The sequence below is a fragment of the Candidatus Chloroploca sp. Khr17 genome (assembly GCF_004138165.1).
Classification (GTDB): Bacteria; Chloroflexota; Chloroflexia; order Chloroflexales; family Chloroflexaceae; genus Chloroploca.
In genome coordinates this window covers 183,279-205,090 of the sequence record NZ_RYFF01000003.1, presented here as the reverse complement: position 1 = coordinate 205,090, position 21,812 = coordinate 183,279, and the positions used below count along the sequence as shown (strand labels likewise).

The 21,812-nt window shown below is 61.3% G+C and carries 9 protein-coding genes; 6 read left to right on the top strand and 3 right to left on the bottom strand.

What is annotated here, in order from left to right; all coding sequences use genetic code 11:
* Positions 1-32 precede the first annotated feature (32 nt).
* Positions 33-347 (bottom strand): hypothetical protein, encoded by a 315-nt coding sequence (locus EKD05_RS03320; RefSeq protein ID WP_129670884.1) that lies wholly within the window; start codon positions 345-347, stop codon positions 33-35.
* A 168-nt stretch (positions 348-515) separates the two neighbouring features.
* Here EKD05_RS03320 and EKD05_RS03315 point away from each other — a divergent pair, with 168 nt between their 5' ends.
* Positions 516-1,730 carry a PAS domain S-box protein gene (locus EKD05_RS03315; protein ID WP_165360560.1) on the top strand — a complete coding sequence of 405 codons (1,215 nt, stop codon included), beginning with the start codon at positions 516-518 and terminating at the stop codon, positions 1,728-1,730.
* A 90-nt stretch (positions 1,731-1,820) separates the two neighbouring features.
* Here the strand turns inward: EKD05_RS03315 and EKD05_RS26265 are convergent, their stop codons facing one another.
* Positions 1,821-7,022: an ExeM/NucH family extracellular endonuclease gene (locus tag EKD05_RS26265; RefSeq protein ID WP_205703853.1), complete on the bottom strand. Its 5,202-nt coding sequence runs from the start codon at positions 7,020-7,022 to the stop codon at positions 1,821-1,823.
* A gap of 729 nt (positions 7,023-7,751) precedes the next feature.
* On the opposite strand from EKD05_RS26265, the gene EKD05_RS03305 reads away from it, so the two are divergent.
* From EKD05_RS03305 to EKD05_RS03290, 4 genes are all read left to right on the top strand, one after another.
* Positions 7,752-8,435 (top strand): RNA polymerase sigma factor, encoded by a 684-nt coding sequence (locus tag EKD05_RS03305; protein ID WP_129670882.1) that lies wholly within the window; start codon positions 7,752-7,754, stop codon positions 8,433-8,435.
* A gap of 301 nt (positions 8,436-8,736) precedes the next feature.
* The gene (locus EKD05_RS03300; RefSeq protein ID WP_129670881.1) at positions 8,737-9,420 is read left to right on the top strand and encodes a carboxypeptidase-like regulatory domain-containing protein; all 684 of its coding nucleotides are present in this window, start codon (positions 8,737-8,739) and stop codon (positions 9,418-9,420) included.
* Entirely contained in the window at positions 9,413-12,271 is a 2,859-nt protein-coding gene (locus tag EKD05_RS03295; protein ID WP_165360559.1) for a CHAT domain-containing protein, read from the top strand. The genes EKD05_RS03300 and EKD05_RS03295 overlap by 8 nt, the downstream gene beginning before the upstream one ends.
* A 313-nt stretch (positions 12,272-12,584) precedes the next feature.
* The gene (locus EKD05_RS03290) at positions 12,585-18,338 is read left to right on the top strand and encodes a kelch repeat-containing protein (protein ID WP_129670879.1); all 5,754 of its coding nucleotides are present in this window, start codon (positions 12,585-12,587) and stop codon (positions 18,336-18,338) included.
* Positions 18,339-18,442: 104 nt separating this feature from the next.
* On the opposite strand, the gene EKD05_RS03285 is transcribed toward EKD05_RS03290, so the two are convergent.
* Positions 18,443-19,276: an alpha/beta fold hydrolase gene (locus EKD05_RS03285; RefSeq protein ID WP_129670878.1), complete on the bottom strand. Its 834-nt coding sequence runs from the start codon at positions 19,274-19,276 to the stop codon at positions 18,443-18,445.
* 288 nt (positions 19,277-19,564) lie between these two features.
* On the opposite strand from EKD05_RS03285, the gene EKD05_RS03280 reads away from it, so the two are divergent.
* Positions 19,565-21,712 (top strand): xanthine dehydrogenase family protein molybdopterin-binding subunit, encoded by a 2,148-nt coding sequence (locus EKD05_RS03280; RefSeq protein WP_129670877.1) that lies wholly within the window; start codon positions 19,565-19,567, stop codon positions 21,710-21,712.
* The last annotated feature ends 100 nt before the right edge of the window (positions 21,713-21,812 follow it).

Genomic DNA, 21,812 nt, shown 5'->3' with positions numbered 1-21,812 from the left:
CTGTGAGGTCTTACCCATTTTCTGCCTTTGCGTCAATACGGATCAACCTTAAGCCGCACCATGTCCCAGCCCATGCCTTGACGCTGGACTTCAAAGCGTTCAGTGCGGCGCAGGTCGTCAATGGTAAGGGTAAAGCGGAAGGGCAAGAGTTCGGGGAGGTGGATGAGGTCGGCAAAGGGGAGATCGTGCGCGGGATGGGCGGCAAAGGCTGCTTCGAGCATCCATTGTTCGAGCGCTGGGCTGGTTGCGGTGTGTCGCTGCAGAGCGTAGCTCGAGCGCTGTGCGGTTGCCTGCAGGATGCCCCAGTTGCGTAAGGAGAAGATCAGGCGCTCGGTGGCTTTTGGCAAGCCCCCAAGTTGGCCCAGATGACGCAGATGCGGAAGTTATAATCTGCGTCATCTGCGAACGATCAGAATGACTTTGCATTAGCCCTGAGGGCACCTACCCTGATGTTGCAAGAAGGGAGTATACTTAAGCTTGATGAAGGTGACGCGTTTCATCAAGAAAGTTGCCCTATGCCGACCTTAGAAGAACGTCTTGCCTCGCTCGAAGCAGAGAATCGGCAACTCCGTACGCAGATAGCGGAGTTACGCAAAAAGACCACCCGGTTTCGCGACATTATTCTGTCAACCCCGGTGGCAGTGGCTGTTGCATCAGTCGAGACTGAACTGGTTGACTATGGCAATCCAGCGTTTGCGAGTCTTCTTGGCTATGATCTCGAAGAGCTTATGGGCCTGCCGCTCGCCAAGGTTTTTGCCGAAGAACCAGACTATATCCAGCATCTTTTTCGCCAGTGTGTTGCCGAGGGCTCGTGGCAGGGTGAATTGCGCTATTGCCATAAAGATGGTGCCCCAATCCCGGCTTTGCTGACGGCCAGCGTGCTGCGTGATAGTGATGGCAAGCCTTATGCGGTGGTTGGTTTTGCCCATGACCTGCGAGAGCAGAAAGAGCAAGAAGGGCAGTTACGCATCTTCAAGTTGCTGGTTGACAATGCACCAGATGGCATTGCCCTCTCTGATACGGATCTGCGCATTACGTATGCCAATCCTGCGTTTGAAGCGATGTTTGGCTATCAGCAGACCCTGATTGGGCGCCCCCTCACCGAGTTGATTTTTTCCGAAGATCTGGATCAACTTGCACTATTCGCCGAGACCGCGCGTACCTGTGGCACCGTGATTGGCGAAGTGCGGTATTGCCGGGCTAATGGCGAGGTTTTTGTGGCTCAGGTGTCGGGGATGATCCTGCGGGATGCGACCGATGAGCCGATTGGGTTTGCTTCGATCAACCGTGATCTGACTGATCAGTTGCAGGCCGAGCAAGAGCGACGGGCGTTGCAGGAAGAAGTGATCCAGGCCCAACAGGCTGCCCTGCGCGAACTTTCGACCCCGTTGATGCCGATTGCCGATAAGGTGGTGGTGATGCCAATTATTGGCAGCATTGATCAAATGCGGGCACAGATGATTATGGAGACGCTGCTTGAAGGGATTGCTGCCCACAATGCGACCTTTGCGATTCTCGATATTACCGGGGTGCGCGTGGTTGATACCCAGGTTGCCGCAGCGATGATCCGTGCGGCCCAGGCGGCGCGTATGCTCGGGGCCGAGGTTGTTTTGACCGGCATTGGCCCTGAGGTGGCGCAGACCCTGGTGCATATCGGGGCTGATCTGCGTGAGTTGGTTGCTCGCAGCAGTTTGCAGCATGGCATTGCGTATGCGATGAAACGTACCTAGCCCGCGAGCGCAGAACGAGGTTTTGCCTCGTTCTGCGCTCGCGGGTTGTTGTGCTGCCCGTCTTTGTTAACGACCAGTTTCCTGGTTGTCTTAGGGCAGGTTGCCTCCGCCAAAGTCATCGAAGGCGGCCCCTGCGGCGTTCATAAACCAGACGCCAATCTGACCACCCTGTCTGACATAGGTATTGCCAGCGACCGTCCGTGTATCGGCTGTGCCAAGCAGCAGGCAGTCGGCATACACGGCGATTGTGCCGTCAGCAAAAGCCCTTGCCCCAAGCAGCGCACCCGGTTGGAGGGTCACCGGATAACTTGCTACGCTGCGCCAACCTCGCCCTGGCACGAGCGCCTCGACGCTTATGCGTTGCCCCGGTGCGTCGTAGCTAACCAGAAGGGCTCTGCTCTGCCCACGTACTTTCAAGGCCAGTGTATAGTGCGTGCTCGTCGGGTTGAGCGTGCTCAGGCGCATGAAGGCTTCCTGGTCAGGCCCGAAGGCCGGTGCGCGCCACATGAGCAACCCACCTTTGCCAACGCTGACGAGGCCGTCATTGAGACGGTACTGATCGAGTTGGGTTGCACCACGCCAGTTGTTGCCCAGTCTCCCGTCGGCTCGGTCGAAGTTGTCGAGGACGCCCCTGGCAGGGAAGTCGCTGACTTTGACGACGATGTTTTGCACCGCTTCGCGATTGCCAGCATTGTCGGTGGCAAAGAACTCGACCCGGTTCGTGCCCTCGGTGGTAAGCACGATCGGGGCATTGTAGGGTGCGAAGTCGGCTTCCCCGATGCGGTACCAGATCGTGTTCACCCCAGCACGATCATCCTCGGCCTTGAGCGTCACGGTTGCGCTGCCAGCAAAGCAGTCGCTCGGGCAGAGCGGATTGCTTTCACCACTTATGCTGGCTGTGGTCGTGGGTGGGGTGACGTCAGGAGTGCGATCCTCGAAGCTGATTGTTCCTGTTGCCACCGGGTTGATGCCGTCGCTCACGCTGGCGCTGACGGTCGCGGTGTCTCGTGCGTCTGGTGCTGGCGTAAAGATGAGATTCGCGCTCAGCGTGTTCAGCGTGGCGGTGTTGCCGGTTGCCCGATACAGGCCACCACCCAGGTCGTCTAGCCCGGCGAGGCTGCTGCTGAGGCTGCCGAGACTGGCCGGGCTCACCAGCAGATCGAGCGTCAGGGTGTCGCTGCGATCACGGTCAATGGCCCCAAGCCCAAAGTTGCGCGGCGTGGCTTCGGTGTAGCCTAGCGTGATGTTCGGGGCGTTCACCGGAACCGTCGCAATCGTCACGGTGCCTGAGACCTCGTTGGCACTGAGCGCAAAGAGTTGCCCCGTGCGCTCAATGAGCTTGATGCTTTCAGGGGCCAGGCCTGTTCGTACCAACCCGAAGGCCTGCGGGGCCGTCGGCGTGGTGATGTCAACAAAAGCCATTGCATTGGCCCGCTCAAGGCCAACAGCGACCAGGATGCGTCCGTTCACCCTGATCACGTCAAGCATTTCGGGCTCGACGCCACCATTCGGGCTGCGATTATCCGGGTAGACGCCATATTGGTTGGCAAGATCGGCCAACTGGTTGCTCAGATCGGTGATGAAGGCCCCGGTGCTGGCATTGAAGATGCTGATCGTGCGGCCACCACGTGGGTTGGGGCGCGTATCGCCTTCGTCGGCGGTGATCAGATAGAGCGTGCCGCCAATTTCTACCGCACGGATGCCATCCGGCTCGCGGAACGCGACCAGGAGCTCGTTCGGGTTGTAGATGCCGTCGTTGGTGCGGTCGGTCAGCAACGCAACCTGGCCCAACCCGAAGATGTTGTCGGTCGGCATGATCGTGGGCAACGGCTCAGCCAGACTCAACCGTGCGATGGCGTTGTTCTCTTGCAAGGCCACGAAAACCGTCTGGCTATCGGGCGCAAACGCGATCCCTTCTGGCTCGATGGTGCCAGGCGCATTGGTTATCGCTGCGCCGCTCGCGTCACCGTGCGTACGACCGATGCTAACCCCCGGCACACCCGCGATGTCGGGGAACTCAACTGTGCTGACGGTCAGTGCCGATGCATCAGGGTTGGCCGGGTCAAACGCGCTCAAATCCATCACCACGAGCGCACCTGCGCCACCATCATCGGTTGCGCTGACCTGCTCGGCTTCGATCGCAATGACGGCAAAGCGTCCGTCAGGCGAAATTTCCACCGAGTCAGGCTGGCGTCCGTCAGGCGAGGTGGCATCAAGGCCGACAATGAATTGCACCAGCGGCATGCCGTCCGAAAGACGGAAGACGAAGGCGCGGCCCGAACGGGGGTTGCTGTTTCCGGCAACGGCCACAAAGAGATCTCTGGTCGGGTGGATGGCAACCGAGGTCAGGTTGGCAAGTTCGGGGAACTGTAGCCGTTGGATCAGGCTGAGGTCAGGCAACGCACTGAGATCGAGTAGATCAACGCTACCATCACCCGCGTTCGAGAGTACCGCCCGATCACCACTGACACTGATGATCTCGGCCCCACGGTCGCCAAGGCCGGTATCGTACGTAGCGAGCGCCGACAGCGCCGGCGCGCTATTGGGCCGCGTCAGGTTCAAGCCGATCAGCACCGGGTCGTGATCAGAGGTGCGGAACTCGTCGGGGGCAAAGAGGCTCTCGATATGATTCGGACTCTTGAACTCGACGTTGTAATCGAGCACGCTTGGTTCGTCGGCATTGATATGGTACTCGCCGGTGCCTGTCACCTGCTCGGCCAGGCCGGGCGAGGCCAGGGCGTGGTCGAGGTAGCCCCATTGTCCATCGAAGACGTATGAGTAGGCATTGACTCCACCAAACCGCTCGATCAGATTGACAAAGCCAAACTCCTCAATGACCGCAATCGGATCTTCTTTGGCATAGGCATTCAGATCGCCGATAATGAGCCAATCTGTATCGCCGCTGCCGGTCGGATCAGTCGCGATCCATTCCATCAGGGCGAGCGCAGCGGCGGTACGGGTACCATTGCAGTTGCCCTGGCCGTCGGTCAGATCATCATCGCCGGGACCACAGGCCGAACCCTTGCTCTTGAGGTGATTGACCACGACCGTCACTTCGCCGCCTGTCGCGATTTCACGGAAGGTCTGGGCAAGTGCGGGTCGGTTGCGGTCAGTTTCGGCATTGAAAGGATTGACGAATGCTGCCGCATCAAGCACCGCAAAGTCACCTACGAGCTGGACGCGGGTCGGCTTGTAGAGCAAGCCGACCCGAATGGCGTCGGTGCCGATGATGCCCGTATCGACATAACGATAGATATTGGCTCCCAGGGCGGTGTTGAGTGCAGCGGCAATATCGCCCTCAGGCGAGACACCGGGCGTATTCTCGAGCTCGATCAGGCCAAGGATATCGGCATCGAGCTTGAGCAGGGCCTGCACCAGTTTGGTGCGCTGGCGCTCGAACTCCAACAGCGAATCAGCCCCACGACAATCAGCATTCTGCAGCGGACCGCAGTCGCCAACGGTTGAACTGGCCGTCGTGTCAATCGTCAAAAAGTAATTGAGCACATTAAAGGCTGAAACCTTGAGCGAGCCACCAACCTCAGGTCGGGCCGTTGGGCGCGGATTGGTTGGCTGGAAGTCAGGGACGCCCCCACCGAGCGCACCCACGGGGCGCAGGCGGTAGTTGTTCGGGCTTGCCGCATTGCCGGCCCACCCATAGGTCATCACGCCAACCATGCCAGTGATACTATCGCCACCGCGCAGCGTATTGCTTGCGCTGAGGGGCTGGCCGCCGCGTCCGAAGAGGATCGGATCGGGGTTCTGATTGTTCAGGTTATCGTCAACAATGATGCGATTCAGATTATTGGCGGCCTGCAACGCAATGGTGGCAGCGCCTGGTTCAACCACATTGCTTGGTTGACGCAAGCGATCCCCCGACGACATCACGATCTGCCCAAAGCGCCCAAGCTGGAAGAATTCGGTGGCAAAGAGTTGCTGCGGGAACTGTACCAGCATGCCCTCGTAGCGCTCAAGATAGGGTACGCCATTCACCGCATCGGGGAAGGGCATCATCACATCAGTTGGTGTGACGGTGGCAGCGATTCCACAATCAATGATGCTCGCAACCGAGCTGATCTGCGTTTGCTCCTGGAATTCGCCGGCTGTGCCGGTGATGCGTACCTGTTGGCCGAGTTGCACCGTGACAGCATTGCCATTGAAGACAAAGATGCCATCAGAAGTTGTCGGGTCGCCGTCGCCAACCGGATCTTGCAGATAGAAACCGCGGAGGGCAGGGGATGGTCCCTGGAAATCGCCAACCACAATGCCCTGCGTGGTGACACTGCCGGTCACGGCCGCACTATTGCCGTTGCCCTGAATGGCATAGATCGGCACAAATGCTTGTTCGCAGATCGGCGTCGGTGGCGTAACCGTCAGCGTTGCCGTCTGGCTATCAACACTGCCCACCTCGTTGCTCACGCGCACCCAATAGCTGGTGGTTGCATTGAGGATCGGCGTGGTAAAGGTTGGACTATTGTCTCCAACAGGATTGGTTGTGTCAGGTGCACTGCCCTGGTACCACTGATAGCTCAGCGGGGCGGTGCCAGTTGCGGCGACCGTCAGGGTGGTGGTTGTGCCATCAGCGATGCTCTGACTCTGCGGTTCCGTCGTGATCGCCGGGGCTTCTGGCCCGCTCGCCAGGGGCTCACCGATCACCGTCACCATATCAAAGCGCCAGGTTCCCGTTGTGCCATAGGTTGAGGTGGCATTCGAGGCTGCGTAGGCACTGCTTCCAGGTGCAAAGGCCGCCACAATGCGAAAGGCAAAATTGGGATTATTATTGACGCCAGGCAACCCGGCCAGACTCACGCTACGCCCGTTGAACCAGGTATCGCCCCCGGTGGCCTCAAAGAGAGGCTCGACATTGGTAAAGTTGGTGCCGTCGGTACTGTACTGAAAGCGCACAAAACGCGAGGCGGTATTGCTATGGCGCTGATCCCAGCTCACAACAATATTCTGACGACCAACCGTACTTACATTAAACTGCACCCCACGTGTCTCGTTGCCGGTGCCTTGAGCCGCAAAGGTAGTGACATTCCAACCCGAGTTATCAGTTGCAGCCGGATCAGAGCTACCATTGCCTGCTGTGCCACTGGCAAAAACACCGCTAGTGCCGCCGACGAGGGCAGTGGTACCGGCACCTGTTGCCGGGTCAAGCGTTCCGGTTCCTGTGCTGCCATCAGGCGGTACCGAATTGAACGTCCACTGCGTGAACGTGGTTGTCGCAAAAACCGATGCTGGTGCGAACCCAATGATGGAAACCAGTAGGGCGAGTAATAGCCCAAGACTACTCACTAGGCGTATGCCTGTAGCACGTCGCCGATGTCTACCCAAAGCCATCATGCCTTTTTCTCCCTCAGATCGCTATACAAACCTCAAACGCTGATCGATCCACCCCTATGTCAAAGGCACCATCCTGGCTTAGTAGTCTGGGAATTAAGTTTCCCGGTAGCACCGCCGACCACGAATACTGATGACGAAGCAACGAAGATGGGCTGCTCCATGCGCTCTTCGTTGCTTCGTGGCCCCAATTCATGGACGGCTGACGACACCAGAAAACTTCTTTCCCAGACTACTTAGAGCATTGCGCGCTCTTCGGGTGAGTTCCCGTGTCGTGCAATGCACATTACCGACGTTTGCAAAGCACAAGCAAACTGACCCTCGCCATAACGTCGAGAGCAAGCAACAAATCGCCTCGGGGCGCAGAATGTCACAGCTTTGGTGCAGCCGTGCTAGGGATGAAAACGGAGGGTGTGATCAGCGACGATAATAGCAGAGCAATGTTAAGACTCGTCGGATGTTAGGATGACAAAACTGTTATGTGCATACCCTCGCACCAACAGGCCCGACCTCTCCCGATATGAGCGAGCCGAGGCCCAGCCAAGGGACGGGGTTAAAGGTTTCAGCCGCAGAGCAGTTGAACCTCGTATCTGTTTGTAGTACAATTCAGGTAGCGCGAATAAAGTAAAATGACGCTGAGCGTCACCCATCGTAACCACATCATTGTCGTTGAGGGTTCTCGTTATGGGCGCTACTTCTTCTTCTGATCCCGATACCCCGCTGGGTTCGCTTGCGCTTGATGATCTGCATAGCCGCTGTGAAGCCCAACTCGCTGCCTTTCAGCAATCACGCGACAACCGCCAGGATAGTCGCAGTTGCGAAGAGATTCTGCGCCGTGCGGCCAACCGCGACCAGGCTGCCTTTGCGCGGCTCTGGCTGATTAGCATCCCCCTCGTCCGCAAGCTGTGCCCTGTTCAGTGTCGTCCAGATCTGGACGACCTGCAGCAGGAGGTGGCGATCAATCTGCTGCGCAAATTTCGCCATCCGACCTCGCCGTATCAGGCGCGTTCGTTTGCCGAATACCGTGTGTATGTGCATACGACGGTCGTCCACACCTGCCTCAAAATGCCCCGCCGCGCCCCGACGGTGGATCTCGAGGCGCTGCGTGTTCAGCCAAGCCAGGGCGAAGCGACAGATGCTGTGATGCGCTATGCCTTCTACGACCGTTGCCTCGAACTGCTGCCTGATGAGTTGCACCGCGAGGTCTTTCGTCGCCGCTTTGTGCTCGATGAAGATCCCGCGACGATCACGGCGGCGCTCCGTGATCGCGATGCTTCGCTGACGATCAAAGCTGTCTATCGCCTGATCGAGCGGTGCATTAAGCTGCTCCGTACGTTGCCTGAGATCCGTGATATGCTTGAAGATTGATGTGGAAATAGGTTGTGATTCTGGTTTATGTTGCTAGTATGGATGATGCGCTAGGTAGACCAGACCTCACAGGTCTCGCCCGTGTCGCGCATACCGAATTATGTACTGGAAGACCATAAGTAGTGTGTCAACTACATTTCCCGGTAGCGCCGCCGACCACGAATACTGATCACGAAGAAACGAATAGGGGCGGTGCGGTATTCGTTTCTTCGTGGCCCCATTCGTGGTCGGCGAACGACCCCAGAAAACTTAGGTTACAGACTACTAGGATTGCTATATACCTTATGTAGGGAACGTTTGTATGAATAATAAACCGCTTGAACCTGGTGATTTGCTGGCGTATCTCGATGGTGTGGCGCTGCCGCATGTTGAACAGGCTCTGGAGGCCTCAGCCGAGGTGCGGCAGGAGTTTGCGCAATTGCGTCGAACTGTGCAGCATCTCCACGAACGCTTGGAGGGCTTGTCTGTCCCTGAGCCCCAGGATCTCGTTGATGTGGCCACTGGTCAGGCGACGCCGCAGCAACAGCTTCGCGTTGCGGCCTATGTGCGCGCTAATCCCCGCGCCAAAGCGACGTTCACCGAACTCTTGGCGCTCCAGAGTCAACCAGCCGATCGGCCCGTCCGCTTCAGGTTGCCGCGTTTTGTGGCGCTGCCGCAGTTGCTTGGCGCTGGTATGCGCAGTATCGCGCCAGTTGTGCCCGATCAATCCTTCTACGCGAGTGAACTTGCCGTCCAGATTGTGCTCCGCCTTCCGCCGCCAGAGAACGATTACTGGCGGATCGAGGGCTATGTGACGCACCATGATCAGCCTGCCCCTGATGTGCGGGTGAGGCTCCGTGGTGATCAGGCGCGGCCTCGCCCCCGTACGACTGATGCCGACGGCTTCTTTACCTTTGCGCGTCTTGCGGCTGGCACGTATCTGGTACAAGTGCATTTTGCCGAGGGGGTGGTGCTGCTCCCTCCGCTCACGCTTTCCCATGCTTGAGGCGCTGCTGCCAGCACTATGGGCGACCCAGGGTGAGCCAGCCCGGATCGCCGCGTGGCTGGCAGTTAATCAGGTCGAGCCACTGGCGCTCCTGGCGCAGTTGCGCGATACGATGCTTGACCTGCTCGATGCCGGGGCAGTCTCCGAGGTTGAACTGGCGGTGGCGTGTGCCTGGGCGGTCGCGCAGCAGACGCAGCACCCCGAGGCGACGGCCTTTGCCCACTGGTGTCATGGGTTGGCGCTGCTCAATCGGGAGACCAGGCCAGCTTTGAGCCACCTTGATGCCGCTTATGCCTACTTTGTGGTGCAGGATCGTCGGCTTGAACAGGGACGCCTGCTGATCGGACGGGCCGGGTTGTTGGGGCAACTCGGTCGGCTCGACGAAGCGCACGCGGCGATCCGGCGCGCAGCTGAGTGCCTGGCAGACTTACCAGACGCCCAGAATCGCTTGTCAGCGCTCTACATGAACCGGTCTGATCTTGAAGGGCGGATGGGCCACTACGAGGCCATGCTCGCGACGGCCCGCGAGGCCGAGGCGCTGGCGGTGAGCCATCACCAGCCGGCCGCGCAGGCCGAGGCGCTGATCAACCAGGCTTTTGCGGTGCTCTTCCTGGGTCAATTTACGCTGGCGGAAGCGACGCTCGAACGTGCAGGTGCGGTGGCTGAGGCATGTGGCTCTGCCGAACTGCGTGCGCGCGTCGCGGTGAATCAGGCGCGGCTCGCCACCTATCGTGGCGAGCTCTTCACCGCGCTGCGCCTGCTGGATCAGGCCCGTACCGATTTTGCCACGGCCCGGATCGAGCTTGACCAGGCGACGGTCGCGCTCGAAGAAGCGGCGCTCTTCGAGCGCCTGCAATTGCCCCTCGAAGCCCGCCGCGCCGCGCTTCAGGCGGCCCATATGTTTGAGCAGGCCGGGTTGCTTCAAGAGGCGGTTGAGGCTATGCTGTCTGCGGTGCGGCTGGCCCTGGCTCTCGATCAGAACGCGCTTGCCCGCCAGGATCTTGCGCGTGCGACGGCGCTCGCCACCCAGTCCCCGTTGCCGCCGGTGCTCCAGGCCTTGCTCCAGGGGTACACGGCTCACCCGCGCTTCCAGCGTACCTCGGTTGAGCGTCGCCGTGCCCTGGCCCAGGTGGTGGCGGCTCAGGCGACCATCGCGGACGCCGGGGTGCTGGCCGAGCAACTCGAACTGGATTTATTGGCGGCAGCCTTGACCCAGTCTGGCAGGGCCGCTGTGGGGCGTTATCAGCACCTGGCTGACGTGGCCCGTACGCATGGGCTCGATGGCCTCGAGCAGCGCGCCCTCGTTGAGCAGGCCAGTCGGCTGCCTGCCACCGAAGCCTGGGTGCCCCTGCAGCGGGCGGCCGACCTGGCCGCGACAACCCGGCGGATGCTGCCGAGCGAAGAGTTGAAGGCAAGCTATCTGACAGGCACGGCTCTGCTCTATGCTCACCTGATCAGCAGCTATCGGCACGCCGGTCGCCTCGAGGCAGCCATGCAGAGTCTGCTCGAAGCCAAGGGCGGGATCTGGGCTGAGCTCGCCGCGCCGAGCGCCGACTCACTGCACGTGTCGCTGCTCCAGGATCCAGCCTGGCTCGGTGCCAAGACCGCGTGGGACTACTGGCGGGCGCAGATGCATCCCGAGGACGAGCTCGCCTACCAGACCCTCTGTGCCGAGCGGATCAAGCAGGCCGAGACGACTTTGCAGCGCCTGGCGCGCCAGCACCTCCGCCAGCGTACCGCGCAGACCCTCCCCGCGTTGGCGTCGATCCACCAGTGCTTGCCGTCCACCAGTGTTGGCGTCGAGTACCTCGTTGCCGAGGGGCAGATCTGGGCGTTTCTGCTGACGGCTGACGCAGCGGTGCGCCAGGTGGAGCTTGGTCCGGTGGCGCAGGTGACGCAACTGCTGAGTCGGCTGACGCTTCAGCACCATGCGTTGGGGCACTGTGGCTCGGCCGCGCAACAGCAGCGCATGGCTACGGGGCAGCTTGCGACCAGCGAGCGGTTATTGGGCGAACTCTACCACCTGCTGATCGCGCCGATCATCGCTACCTTCGCTGCTGATGTGAGCCAGGTGATCATCGCCCCGGATGGGCCGCTCTACAGTGTGCCATGGGCGGCGCTGCGCGACCACACCCAGGCTGCGGCGCGCTACCTCGACGAGCGGTACGCCCTGCACCTGATGCCCTCGCTTGCGCTGCTTGCCATGCCACCTTTGCCCCAGGCTACGGGAACGCCCTTGCTGCTTGGCTGGGAAGGCCAACCCCCTCTTCCTTATGTCGTCGCCGAACTTGGGGCCATCCAGCGCCAATTCCCGTCAGCCCGTCAGGTCTACCCAGCGCACCTGGGTGATCTGCACTGGGAAGCGCCGCCGACCTTCCTGCACCTCGCTGTTCACGGCCAGGTCAACCCCTATGCCCCCTTGCTCTCCCAACTCAACCTGGCCGACGGCCCGCTCTTGCTCGCTGACGTGCTCAATCTCTCGCTGGCTGGCACGGCCCTGGTGACGCTCAGCGCCTGTGAGACCGGCACCACCCCGGAACGAGGCGGGGTGGCCCTGGCGCTTGCGGGGGCCTTTTTGAGTGCAGGGGCCCGGGCGGTCGTCGCGAGCTTGTGGCCGGTGCATGATCAAGCCACCAGCCTGATGATGGAACAGTTCTACCAGGGGCTTGCCGCAGGGCAGAATCCGACCGAAGCCCTGAGCGCTGCGCGTACGGCGGTGCGGGCCAGGGGCTACGCCCATCCCTACTACTGGGCCGCGTTTCAACTGTTGCTGCGAGAGGGAACGCCGACGGTGGCTGGAGAGCCTTACCTTATACCAATGGCACTTGAAGGAACTGCATTGCCATGCTGAGTAGTGTGTCAACGAAGTTTTCTGGTGTCGTCAGCCGTCCACGAATGGGGGTCACGAATGAACGAATATGTGCGTCACAAAGCCTGTTTTCGTGTCTTCGTGAGGGTTCTTCGTGGTCGGCGGCGCGACCGGGAAATGTCGTTGACAGACCACTTACGGTCTTCCAGAAATGAATCCGCTAGACCTCACGGGTCTAGCCGGTGCCACGCATAGCGGGTCATTTGAGCGTAAACGGTACAGCACCCTGAAACCTTGTCTCAGGGTAACAATGCGGCACGATCAACAGTACATGCTCTGAAACAAAGGGACTCCTATGAGGCGCTTCACCCACCCTGCCAACCTGCTCTTGCTCATCACGTTGCTGATCGTGCTCTTGTCGTCGCCGTTCACCACGAGCGCCACTGTCCAGGGTGTCCCAGACGGGCCGCTTGCCGTGGATCAGCCCGCTGCCGAGGCGAGTTTGACTCTAGCGGCCACTCAGGGTGTCCCCGAAGGGCCGCTTGCCGTGGATCAGCAGGTTACGGCGACCGCTGATCAGGCGATGATGCCGCTCGCGGCCACGCTCGCCCCGCCACCGTTGCCGCGCTCGTGCATCCGTGGGGCGGCGCTCGACAGCTTCGCCGCCGTGATCTGCTGCGTGAGCGGCTACGTCTACCTGAACGGTGTGCCGATTGCCGGGGCCGAGGTGACGATCAGCATCGGTGACCGCACGCTCACGACCCAGACCCAGCGCGGTGAGGCGGGTGGCTTGCCCTTCTTCGCGGCGCTGCTCAGCGATAACCTTGGTGATCCCAATGCACTCCTGGCTGAACCGGGCGACACCGTGACGATCACCGCCACCGCCGATGGGCAGAGCAAAAGCGTCAGTTTCATCGCCCAAGAGGGCGGCCAGCAAGTTGATGTGGTGCTGCCCCAGCGTACGGTAGAATCGGCCTGGACGCGAGGGGAGATACCAGGGCGTTATAGTTATGCCATGGTGTACGATGCCGCCCGCCAGCGCATCGTCCTTTTTGGCGGTAATAGCGCGAGTGGTGTGCTCAACGATACCTGGGAGTGGGACGGGGCCAGCTGGCTGCGGATGACCCCGGCGGTGAGTCCGCCCGCCCGCCATAGCCATGCCATGGCCTACGATGCCGCTCGCCAGCGTGTGGTGCTCTTTGGTGGCTTCGTATCGAGCATGAACTACCTCAATGATACCTGGGAGTGGGACGGGACAAATTGGACGCAGCGTTTCCCGGTTGACAGCCCGTCGGCGCGGTATGATCACGAGATGGCCTACGACAGTGCCCGTCAGCGCACCGTCCTTTATGGAGGCAGTGGCAAGATAGACATAGGCACATGGGAGTGGGATGGCACCAACTGGATTGTGCAGACACCGACCGCACGTCCCGATGGGTATTCGGGCCATGCCATGGCCTATGACGCAGTTCGTCAGCGTGTTGTTGTCTTCGGTGGTATGAACGGGGGTACGCATAATAACGATCTCTGGGAATGGGATGGCACAACGTGGCTCAAGCTCTTCCCAATCAACAAACCCACTGCCCGCCGCAATCATAGTCTGGCGTACGATGCCGCCCGTCAGCGTGTGGTGCTCTTCGGCGGTCACGACACCTATAACAATTATTACGACACCTGGGAATGGGATGGTGAAAGCTGGCACGAGCGATCGGCGGTGGTCAGACCTGGGGCTACCCTTGGGGCCATGGCTTATGATATTGCACATCAGAAGATGATGCTTTTTATCAGCCAATCCGGCAACATGAACAGCGAAACCTGGCAGTGGGATGGCACTAACTGGCAGCGCAGCGCACCAATGCTGAGTCCGTCGGCGAGTACTCATGATGATAGTCTCGTCTTTGACCCACGCACTCAACAGTTGCTGCTCTTTCGTGGCTACGAAACTTGGCTCTGGAATGGGCAAAGCTGGCAACGCGCTTGGCCAGCCACGAGCCCCCCGAACCGCGATGAGTATGCGATAGTTTACGATAGCGCCCGCCAACAGGTTCTCCTCTTCGGCGGCAGTTGGCGCAATGACACCTGGGTTTGGGATGGGCGTACTTGGACCGAGCTCAAGCCTGCCAGTCAACCATCGGCCCGAACTGAGCACGCGATGGCCTACGACCCCGTCCGCCAGCGCATCGTGCTCTTTGGCGGGTCAGCTTCAGGCTCTGGGCCCGTGAACGACACCTGGGAATGGGATGGTACCAACTGGACGCAGATGACTCCTGCTGCGAGTCCCACCGCCCGCACCGAGCATGCGATGGTCTATGATCCTGTTCGTCAACGGGTCGTGCTCTTTGGCGGATATAGCGGCAGCCTGAACAATGACCTTTGGGAATGGGATGGCACAAATTGGACGGAGCGTACCGCTGATGTACGGCCCCTCGCCCGATCAGACCATGCGATGGCTTATGATAGCGCCCGTCAACAGATCGTGCTCTTTGGCGGCCGGGGCACGACGAATCTGAATGATATGTGGCTTTGGGACGGTACTAACTGGAGTCAGCAGGTCCAGGCTTTTAGTCCCACCGCACGTTCCCGTCACGCCATGGCCTATGATCCCATCCGTCAGCGCATCGTCCTCTTCGATGGCACTCAATTGGAAGATACCTGGGAATGGGACGGTACCCGTTGGCGCATGTTGCTCTCGCATCCGTTACAACGCCCTGGTGCGGCGCTGGAATATACCGTGAACGGGGAGAGTCTGCTCTTTGGGGGCAAAACTGCTGACGACCAGACCTATCTCTGGGATGGGCAGCGGATGACGCTGCAAGCGCCGACCAACGCACCGCCAACGACGCGTTCGGGCCATCGCCTGGCGCGGAACAGCGACGGTGCGCAGGTGCTGCTCTTTGGTGGGCTGAGCAACAGCAACAACTACCTCGATGACACCTGGCTCTGGGAGAGTGCGTCCGCCAACTGGCTGGTGCAAGCGCCGGCCACCAGTCCCACGGCCCGCGCCAATTACGGCCTCACCTTCGACCAGACGCGCAATGTCTGGCTGCTCTTTGGCGGGCAGGATGCCAGTGCCTACCTGGGCGATACCTGGGAGTACAACGGGACGACCTGGACGCAGCGTAGTCCGGCGACGAGTCCACCAGCGCGGGGCAAAGCCACGCTTACCTACGATCCGGCGCGGGGCCGAGCAGTCTTGATCGGGGGGCAAAATAGCCGCGGCCTTCTTGATGACGTGTGGGAGTGGGATGGAACCAATTGGATTGATGTCACGCCGACGCTGCGCCTCACTGCCCGTAGTGGTCACGCTGCTACCTTCGACAGCCTCCGCAGCGCCGTCGTGGTCGCGGGTGGCACCGGCCCGAGCGGTCTGCTCAGCGACACCTGGGATTGGAACGGGATCTTCTGGCGTGAGCGGGCGAGCGTGCCTGCCCTCCCGGCGATGACGAACCTGGCGATGACCTACGACCCGGTGATGGATCGGATCGTCGCGATCGGTGGTGAAGGCGCGTCGAGCAGCATCGAAGGCGTATGGCTCCATCGCGCCAGCGGCAGCCTCGTGCGCCCCTTGCCAGTCGCCACGATCAACCGCATCTTGCCGCGTGATGCCAGGCAGGGTGTTGATACCATCCGCTTTGAGGGAACGGGTGCCGACTCTGATGCGACCGATGTGATCAGCGCCTATCGTTGGATGCTCAACGGTAGCGTGATCACGACCGAGCGCAGCTTCAGTCGTGCCGCCGCCGATCTTCCTGTGGGTGTGCATACGATCAGCTTTGCGGTGCAAGACGACGAGGGCGACTGGTCGCCCACCGTCGAGCAGCAGATCATCATTCGCGACGGTGGTGGGGGTGGATATGGGAGCCAGAGCTGGACATTGCTGATCTACGCTGCCGCCGACAATAACCTCGACCCCTGGATGGGCGAGAATGCAGCCCTGAACGGCATGCTCTACCGCTTGCAGAAGGCCGGGCCGCAGGCTAACGTGCAGGTCGCCGTGCTCTATGACGGGCCGAGGGTCAACGATACGCGGCGCTACACCCTCGATGCCGCGGGCAACTGGACGCGCACCGATCTCATCGAGGCGCGGATGGATGAGCCTGGCACCCTGCGCGACTTGCTCACCTGGGGTTTTAGCAGTCTGCCCGCTACGGATCACTACGCCCTGGCGATCGTCAACCACGCCAACGGCATTGTTGGCATTGCCCAGGACGATACGAGCAAAGTGGAGAACACCCCATCCCCCTTCCTCACCTCGCTCGAGGTGCGGGCCGCCCTGATCGAAGCGACCGATGATGGCGCACGCAAACTCGACCTGCTCGTCTACGATGCCTGTTCGTTCGGTCTCTTCGAGAACGCCGCGATTGCCGCGGGCCTGGCCGACTTCGTCGTCGCGTCGGCGAACACCGCCTGGGGTATCTTTGCCTACGACCACTACCGCCAGATGCTCGGCCAGGCGAGCGACCCGCGTGATGCAGCCGTCAAGATCGCGCAGCACTATGCGACAGCCATCAATGCCGAGGCGCTGCCCTACACCATTGCGGCCTTTGACCTGGGCCATTTTGCCGAACTCGAAGCGGCGCTCAGTGCGCTCGGCCAGAGCCTGTTGAACTACGTGGAAGCTGATCGCGAGCCACGCCGCCAGGCGCTGCGTGAGTTGCGCAGCACCGTGCAGAAGTACGAATCAGGCCAGGGCCAGCCCTTCGAACCCGACAACGAAGACAGCTACGTGGATGTCGTGGATCTAGCGCGCAAGCTACGCGATGGCGTACCGGATGGCGCGGTGCAAGCCGCTGCCGAGCGGGTGCTGGCGGTGGCCGAGCCGAGCAACCAGCGCTTCGTGGCTTACACCTCGCGTGCGAGTCGCTCCTTCCAATATGTAAATGTCTACGAGGGGGGCGAACGCACCTACAACGTGCAACTCGACAACGCCCATGGCCTGGGGATCTTCTATCCGCCGCGTGCGAGTAGCACGGATGAAAGTGCCTTCATGAACTACGTCGGGCACCGCCTCTTTCACATCACCCGCGACAACGGCTGGACACGCTTTCTTGCGCAGGGGTTGCTCGCGCAGCAAGGCAACGATCCACCGCCGCTGATGAACGATGTGCTGATGCCACCGTTCATTGCGCCAAATTCTGACGGGAGCGATGGGATGGACGTTACCGTCGAGGTTCAACTCGAAGGCGAGCCCGGCGTTCCGGATCCGCGCCTGAGCCTGCCGCTCACGGTGAGCCTGCGTGCGGCTGGAACCACCACGCCCGTCTATCAGGCGACCCCGACCCTTGACCAGGCCGGATACTTCCAGATCGCGGGGATCGCCCCGGGGTCGTATACCCTGAGCGTCAAGCATCCCCAGACGCTGCGGGTGGAGGTGACGCAGGCGTTGACCGGAACCGAAGCAACCATCGCCATCGGGCCGCTCTCCTCGGGTGATGCCAACAATGACAATCGGGTCTCGTTGCTCGACTTCTCGGTGCTCGCCAGCACCTTCGAGCGCAGCAGCGGCAGTGCGGGCTACGATGGGCGGGCTGACTTCAACGGTGATAGCATCATCAATCTGCGTGACTTCTCGCTGCTCGCCATGCACTTCGGCAAGCTTGGGGCTGAGGCGGCACCACCCGCCGAACCCCGTGCCAGCAGGCCAGCGGTGTGGGCACAGCAGGTCGTGCCGAACCTCACCGCAGGGGCAAGCGTGACCCTGGAGGTGGCGGTGAACGCGCCACCGACCGGGATTGATGGGGCCGCCGCCACGTTGGTCTTTGACCCGACCGTGCTCGAAGTGCTCGCCGTGACGGGTGATGCCACGCTCGACCACCCGCTCCAGCAGGTGGTCGATCCCATCGCCGGACGGATCATCCTGGCGCGGGGCACCCTCGCATCGCCGCTCCCCACGGGCCAGGTGCGACTCGCGCAGATCCAGTTGCGGGCGCGCACCGACACCGCCGCGACCGCGATCACGCTCGTGGATGACGGCGAGCACGGTCAGAGTTTGGTCACGGCGCGTGGGCAGGTGATGCCCATGGCAGCAACGGAGTGGCGGCTCATGGTGAGCCCGACGCAGCATACCGTCTATCTGCCGGTGGCGATCCGGGCAGCAACGACACGGTAAGAGTAGGGGCAACCCTTGCGGTTGCCCCTACACCCATCAACCACACCGCCCGCCCCGGCGCTGCTGCGCCCTGCCGTGGGTATGGCCCCCCCCCGAGGATCGCCTCACCCCAGACCAGCGAGAAAGCCGGTGAGTACCCCTTGAAATAAGCGTGGGTTTTCGATCTGTGGAAAGTGTCCGCAGCGGGGCAAGACGACCAGGTGCGCTTCTGGGATTTCGCTGCGGGCAGCATAGCCGCACGCTTCGACCGAAAAGACCTGGTCGCTCTCACCCCAGACCAGCAGGGTCGGCATCGTGAGTTCGCCGAGCCGGGTACGCAGGCCGGTGAGTCCCAGATCAGTCGCGGCATACTGGCGACTCAAGGCGGTCAGGGCACGTCGATTATCTGCCCCGATCAGGGCCGCCCGTCCGCGCTCGAGGATCTCGGCGGTCAGATGGCGTTCGGGATCAGCAAACGCCGCCGTGAGCAGCATCCGTACCACGCGAGGCTGCGCCGAGAGCCAGAGGATCGCCGGGCCGACGAGCGGCCATCCTCCCGCCATGGTCAAGCGTGATGCTTCAACAAAGCCATCTGAGGCAACGAGCACTAGCCCATTGACGCGCTCGGGGTGCAACACCGCTGTTGCCAGGGCGTATTTGCCCCCCATCGAATGACCAATCAGCGTCGCCTGGGTGACGCCGCTCTGCTCAATAATCTCCGTATAGATCCGCGCCATCAACGCCAGCGAATAGGGCGCATCCCCCGGCTTGGCCGAGCGCCCAAACCCAAGTGCATCTACGGCCATCGCCCGGTAGCCCATGTTGGCCACCGCCGCCACCGTAGGCCGCCAATCTTCGGCTGAACCAGCAAACCCATGCAGCAACAGCACGAGTGGGCCTGTACCTGCCTCCAAAACATGGATCTTATAACCAGCGATCGTCACAAAGCGACTATGCATAGGTGCCTTTCAAAATTTGACGCAATGTAGGTATAATATACCAAGTTTGCGAACACGTCTTGACTACCTCTGCAGGGTGAGGGCTGATGCAACGTCATCTGCGGGCGCTATCTAACCCTATATTCCCGGGCGCGCCGCCGCCCACGCAGAATCCTCACGAAGATACGAAGACAGGCTAGGTGACGCACGTATTCGTTCGTTCGTGGCCCCCATTCGTGGATGGCTAACGTTGCGCCTTTGCGTCAAAACAACCGCCTTCTTTGCAAGGTAGCGAAAGGATCTGAGCATATGATCGGCACATCCCTCCCGCGTCCTGATGCAACTGCAAAGGTGACGGGGGCGACCCGTTATCCAGGGGATCTGATCGAGCCGGGGATGTTGCACCTGAAGGTTGTCTTTGCCCAGCGGCCCCATGCGCGCATTGTGCGCCTGGAGACGGCGGTGGCGCTGGCCTATCCCGGTGTGGTTGCGGTGCTGACGGCGGCTGATGTGCCCCATAATGCCTATGGTCTTGTCGAACCTGACCAGCCGGTGCTCTGCGGTGAGGTGGTGCGGTTTGTGGGTGACCGGGTGGCGCTGGTGGTGGCAACGAGCCGCGAAGTTGCCGAGGTTGCTGCGGGCCTGGTCGAGGTTGCGTATGAAGATCTGCCGGTGCTGGCCGATGCTGCGTTGGCGCTGACGTCCGATGCGCCCTTGATCCATCCCGAACGAGGCACCAATCTGCTCTACCATTGCCCGATCCGCAAAGGCGACGCCGAGGCGGCTCTGGCGACGGCGGATCTCGTGCTTGAAGGGGAGTTCTCGACCGCCTGGCAGGAACACGCGTTTCTGCAACCCGAGGCGGGCATTGCCTACGTTGACGCAGACGACCGCGTCATCATCCACACCGCCGGTCAGTGGCTCCACGAAGATCGCCGCCAGATCGCCGAGGTGCTCGGCTTGCCCGAAGCGCAGGTGGTCATCCGGTATGCGGCGATTGGCGGCGCCTTCGGGGGGCGCGAGGATCTTTCGGTGCAGCATCTGCTGGCGCTTGCGGCCTGGAAGTTGCGTCAGCCCGTGGCAATTGTCTGGAGTCGTGCTGAGTCGGTGATGGCGCATCACAAGCGCCACCCGGTGACGATCCGCTGTCGCTGGGGCGCGATGCGCGATGGGCGCATTGTGGCCGTGTCGGCCACGGCGATCGGTGATGGCGGGGCCTATGCGTCAACCAGCCAGGAGGTCATCAAGTGTGTCGCGCTCTTTCTCACCGGCTGTTACGAGGTGCCCAACATCCACGTTGATGCCTATGCCGTCTATACCAACAACCTCCCTGCCGGGGCCTTTCGCGGCTTTGGCGCGCCACAGGCCCAGTTTGCCAGCGAAGTGATGGTGACCCGGCTTGCCCACGCGCTTGGGCGTGATCCTGTGGCGATGCGCCGGATCAATCTCTATCGCGAGGGGAGTCTTGAGCCCACGCAGCAGCCCTTGCCTGCGGGGGTCAGCGTGCGCGCCTGTCTCGACACCTGCCTCACGACGCTCGCGACGCTGCCCGCACTGCCGCCACCCGCCGCGCCGCACCTCAAGCGAGCCTGGGGCCTGGCCTGTGGCATCAAGAATCTCGGCTATTCCTTTGGCTTTCCCGAGCAAGCCACGGCTACCGTTGAACTGCACGGCAGCACGACCATCGAGCAGGCCATCGTACGGATTGGGGCCGCCGACGTTGGTCAAGGGGCGCATCTCATCTTGCGCCAGATTGCCGCTGAAGCACTCAACGTTAGCCTCGAGACGGTGCAACTGATCGCCGAAGACAGCGCCGAAGCCCCCAACGCTGGCTCGGCCTCGGCTTCGCGGCTCACCCTGATGGCGGGGCGAGCCGTGCATGACGCCGCACTCGGTGCGTTACGCGAATGGCAGAATGAAGAGCGCCCGGCGTGCGTGACCGTACAATACCGCGCCCCCGCGACGACCCCGCTCGACGCGACAACCACTGCGGGCAAGCCGAACTATGCCTATGGCTACGCCGCGCAAGCCGTGGAAGTGGAAGTTGACATAATTACAGGACTGGTGCGCATCGTGCGTATCATCAGCGTTCACGACGTAGGACGAGCGATCAACCGCCAGCAAGTCGAAGGCCAGATCGAAGGCGCACTCGCTCAGGCGCTTGGCTACACCCTGATGGAGCACTTTCAGATGCGTGAGGGGCGCGTTGCCACGCCCGGTCTCAGCACCTATCTCATCCCGACGATCCTTGACACGCCTCCCGAAATCATCCCGGTCATCCTCGAACTCGCCGACCCCGAAGGCCCGTATGGTGCCCGCGGCATGGCCGAACTGCCCCTGATCCCCTTCGCCCCCGCCGTCGCCGACGCCATCCACAACGCGACCGGAGTCTGGCTCAGTGACCTGCCCTTCACCCCTGAACGAGTCGTGCTTGCGTTGCACCCACCAGGGTCGTAGGGGCAAAGCGCCCGTCCGAGATGGTTCAGCGTAGCGTTGCCCACCCCACCATAGGGATGTAGCATCAGGCCGTGCTTCTACTTGGGTCGGGAAACTCTTC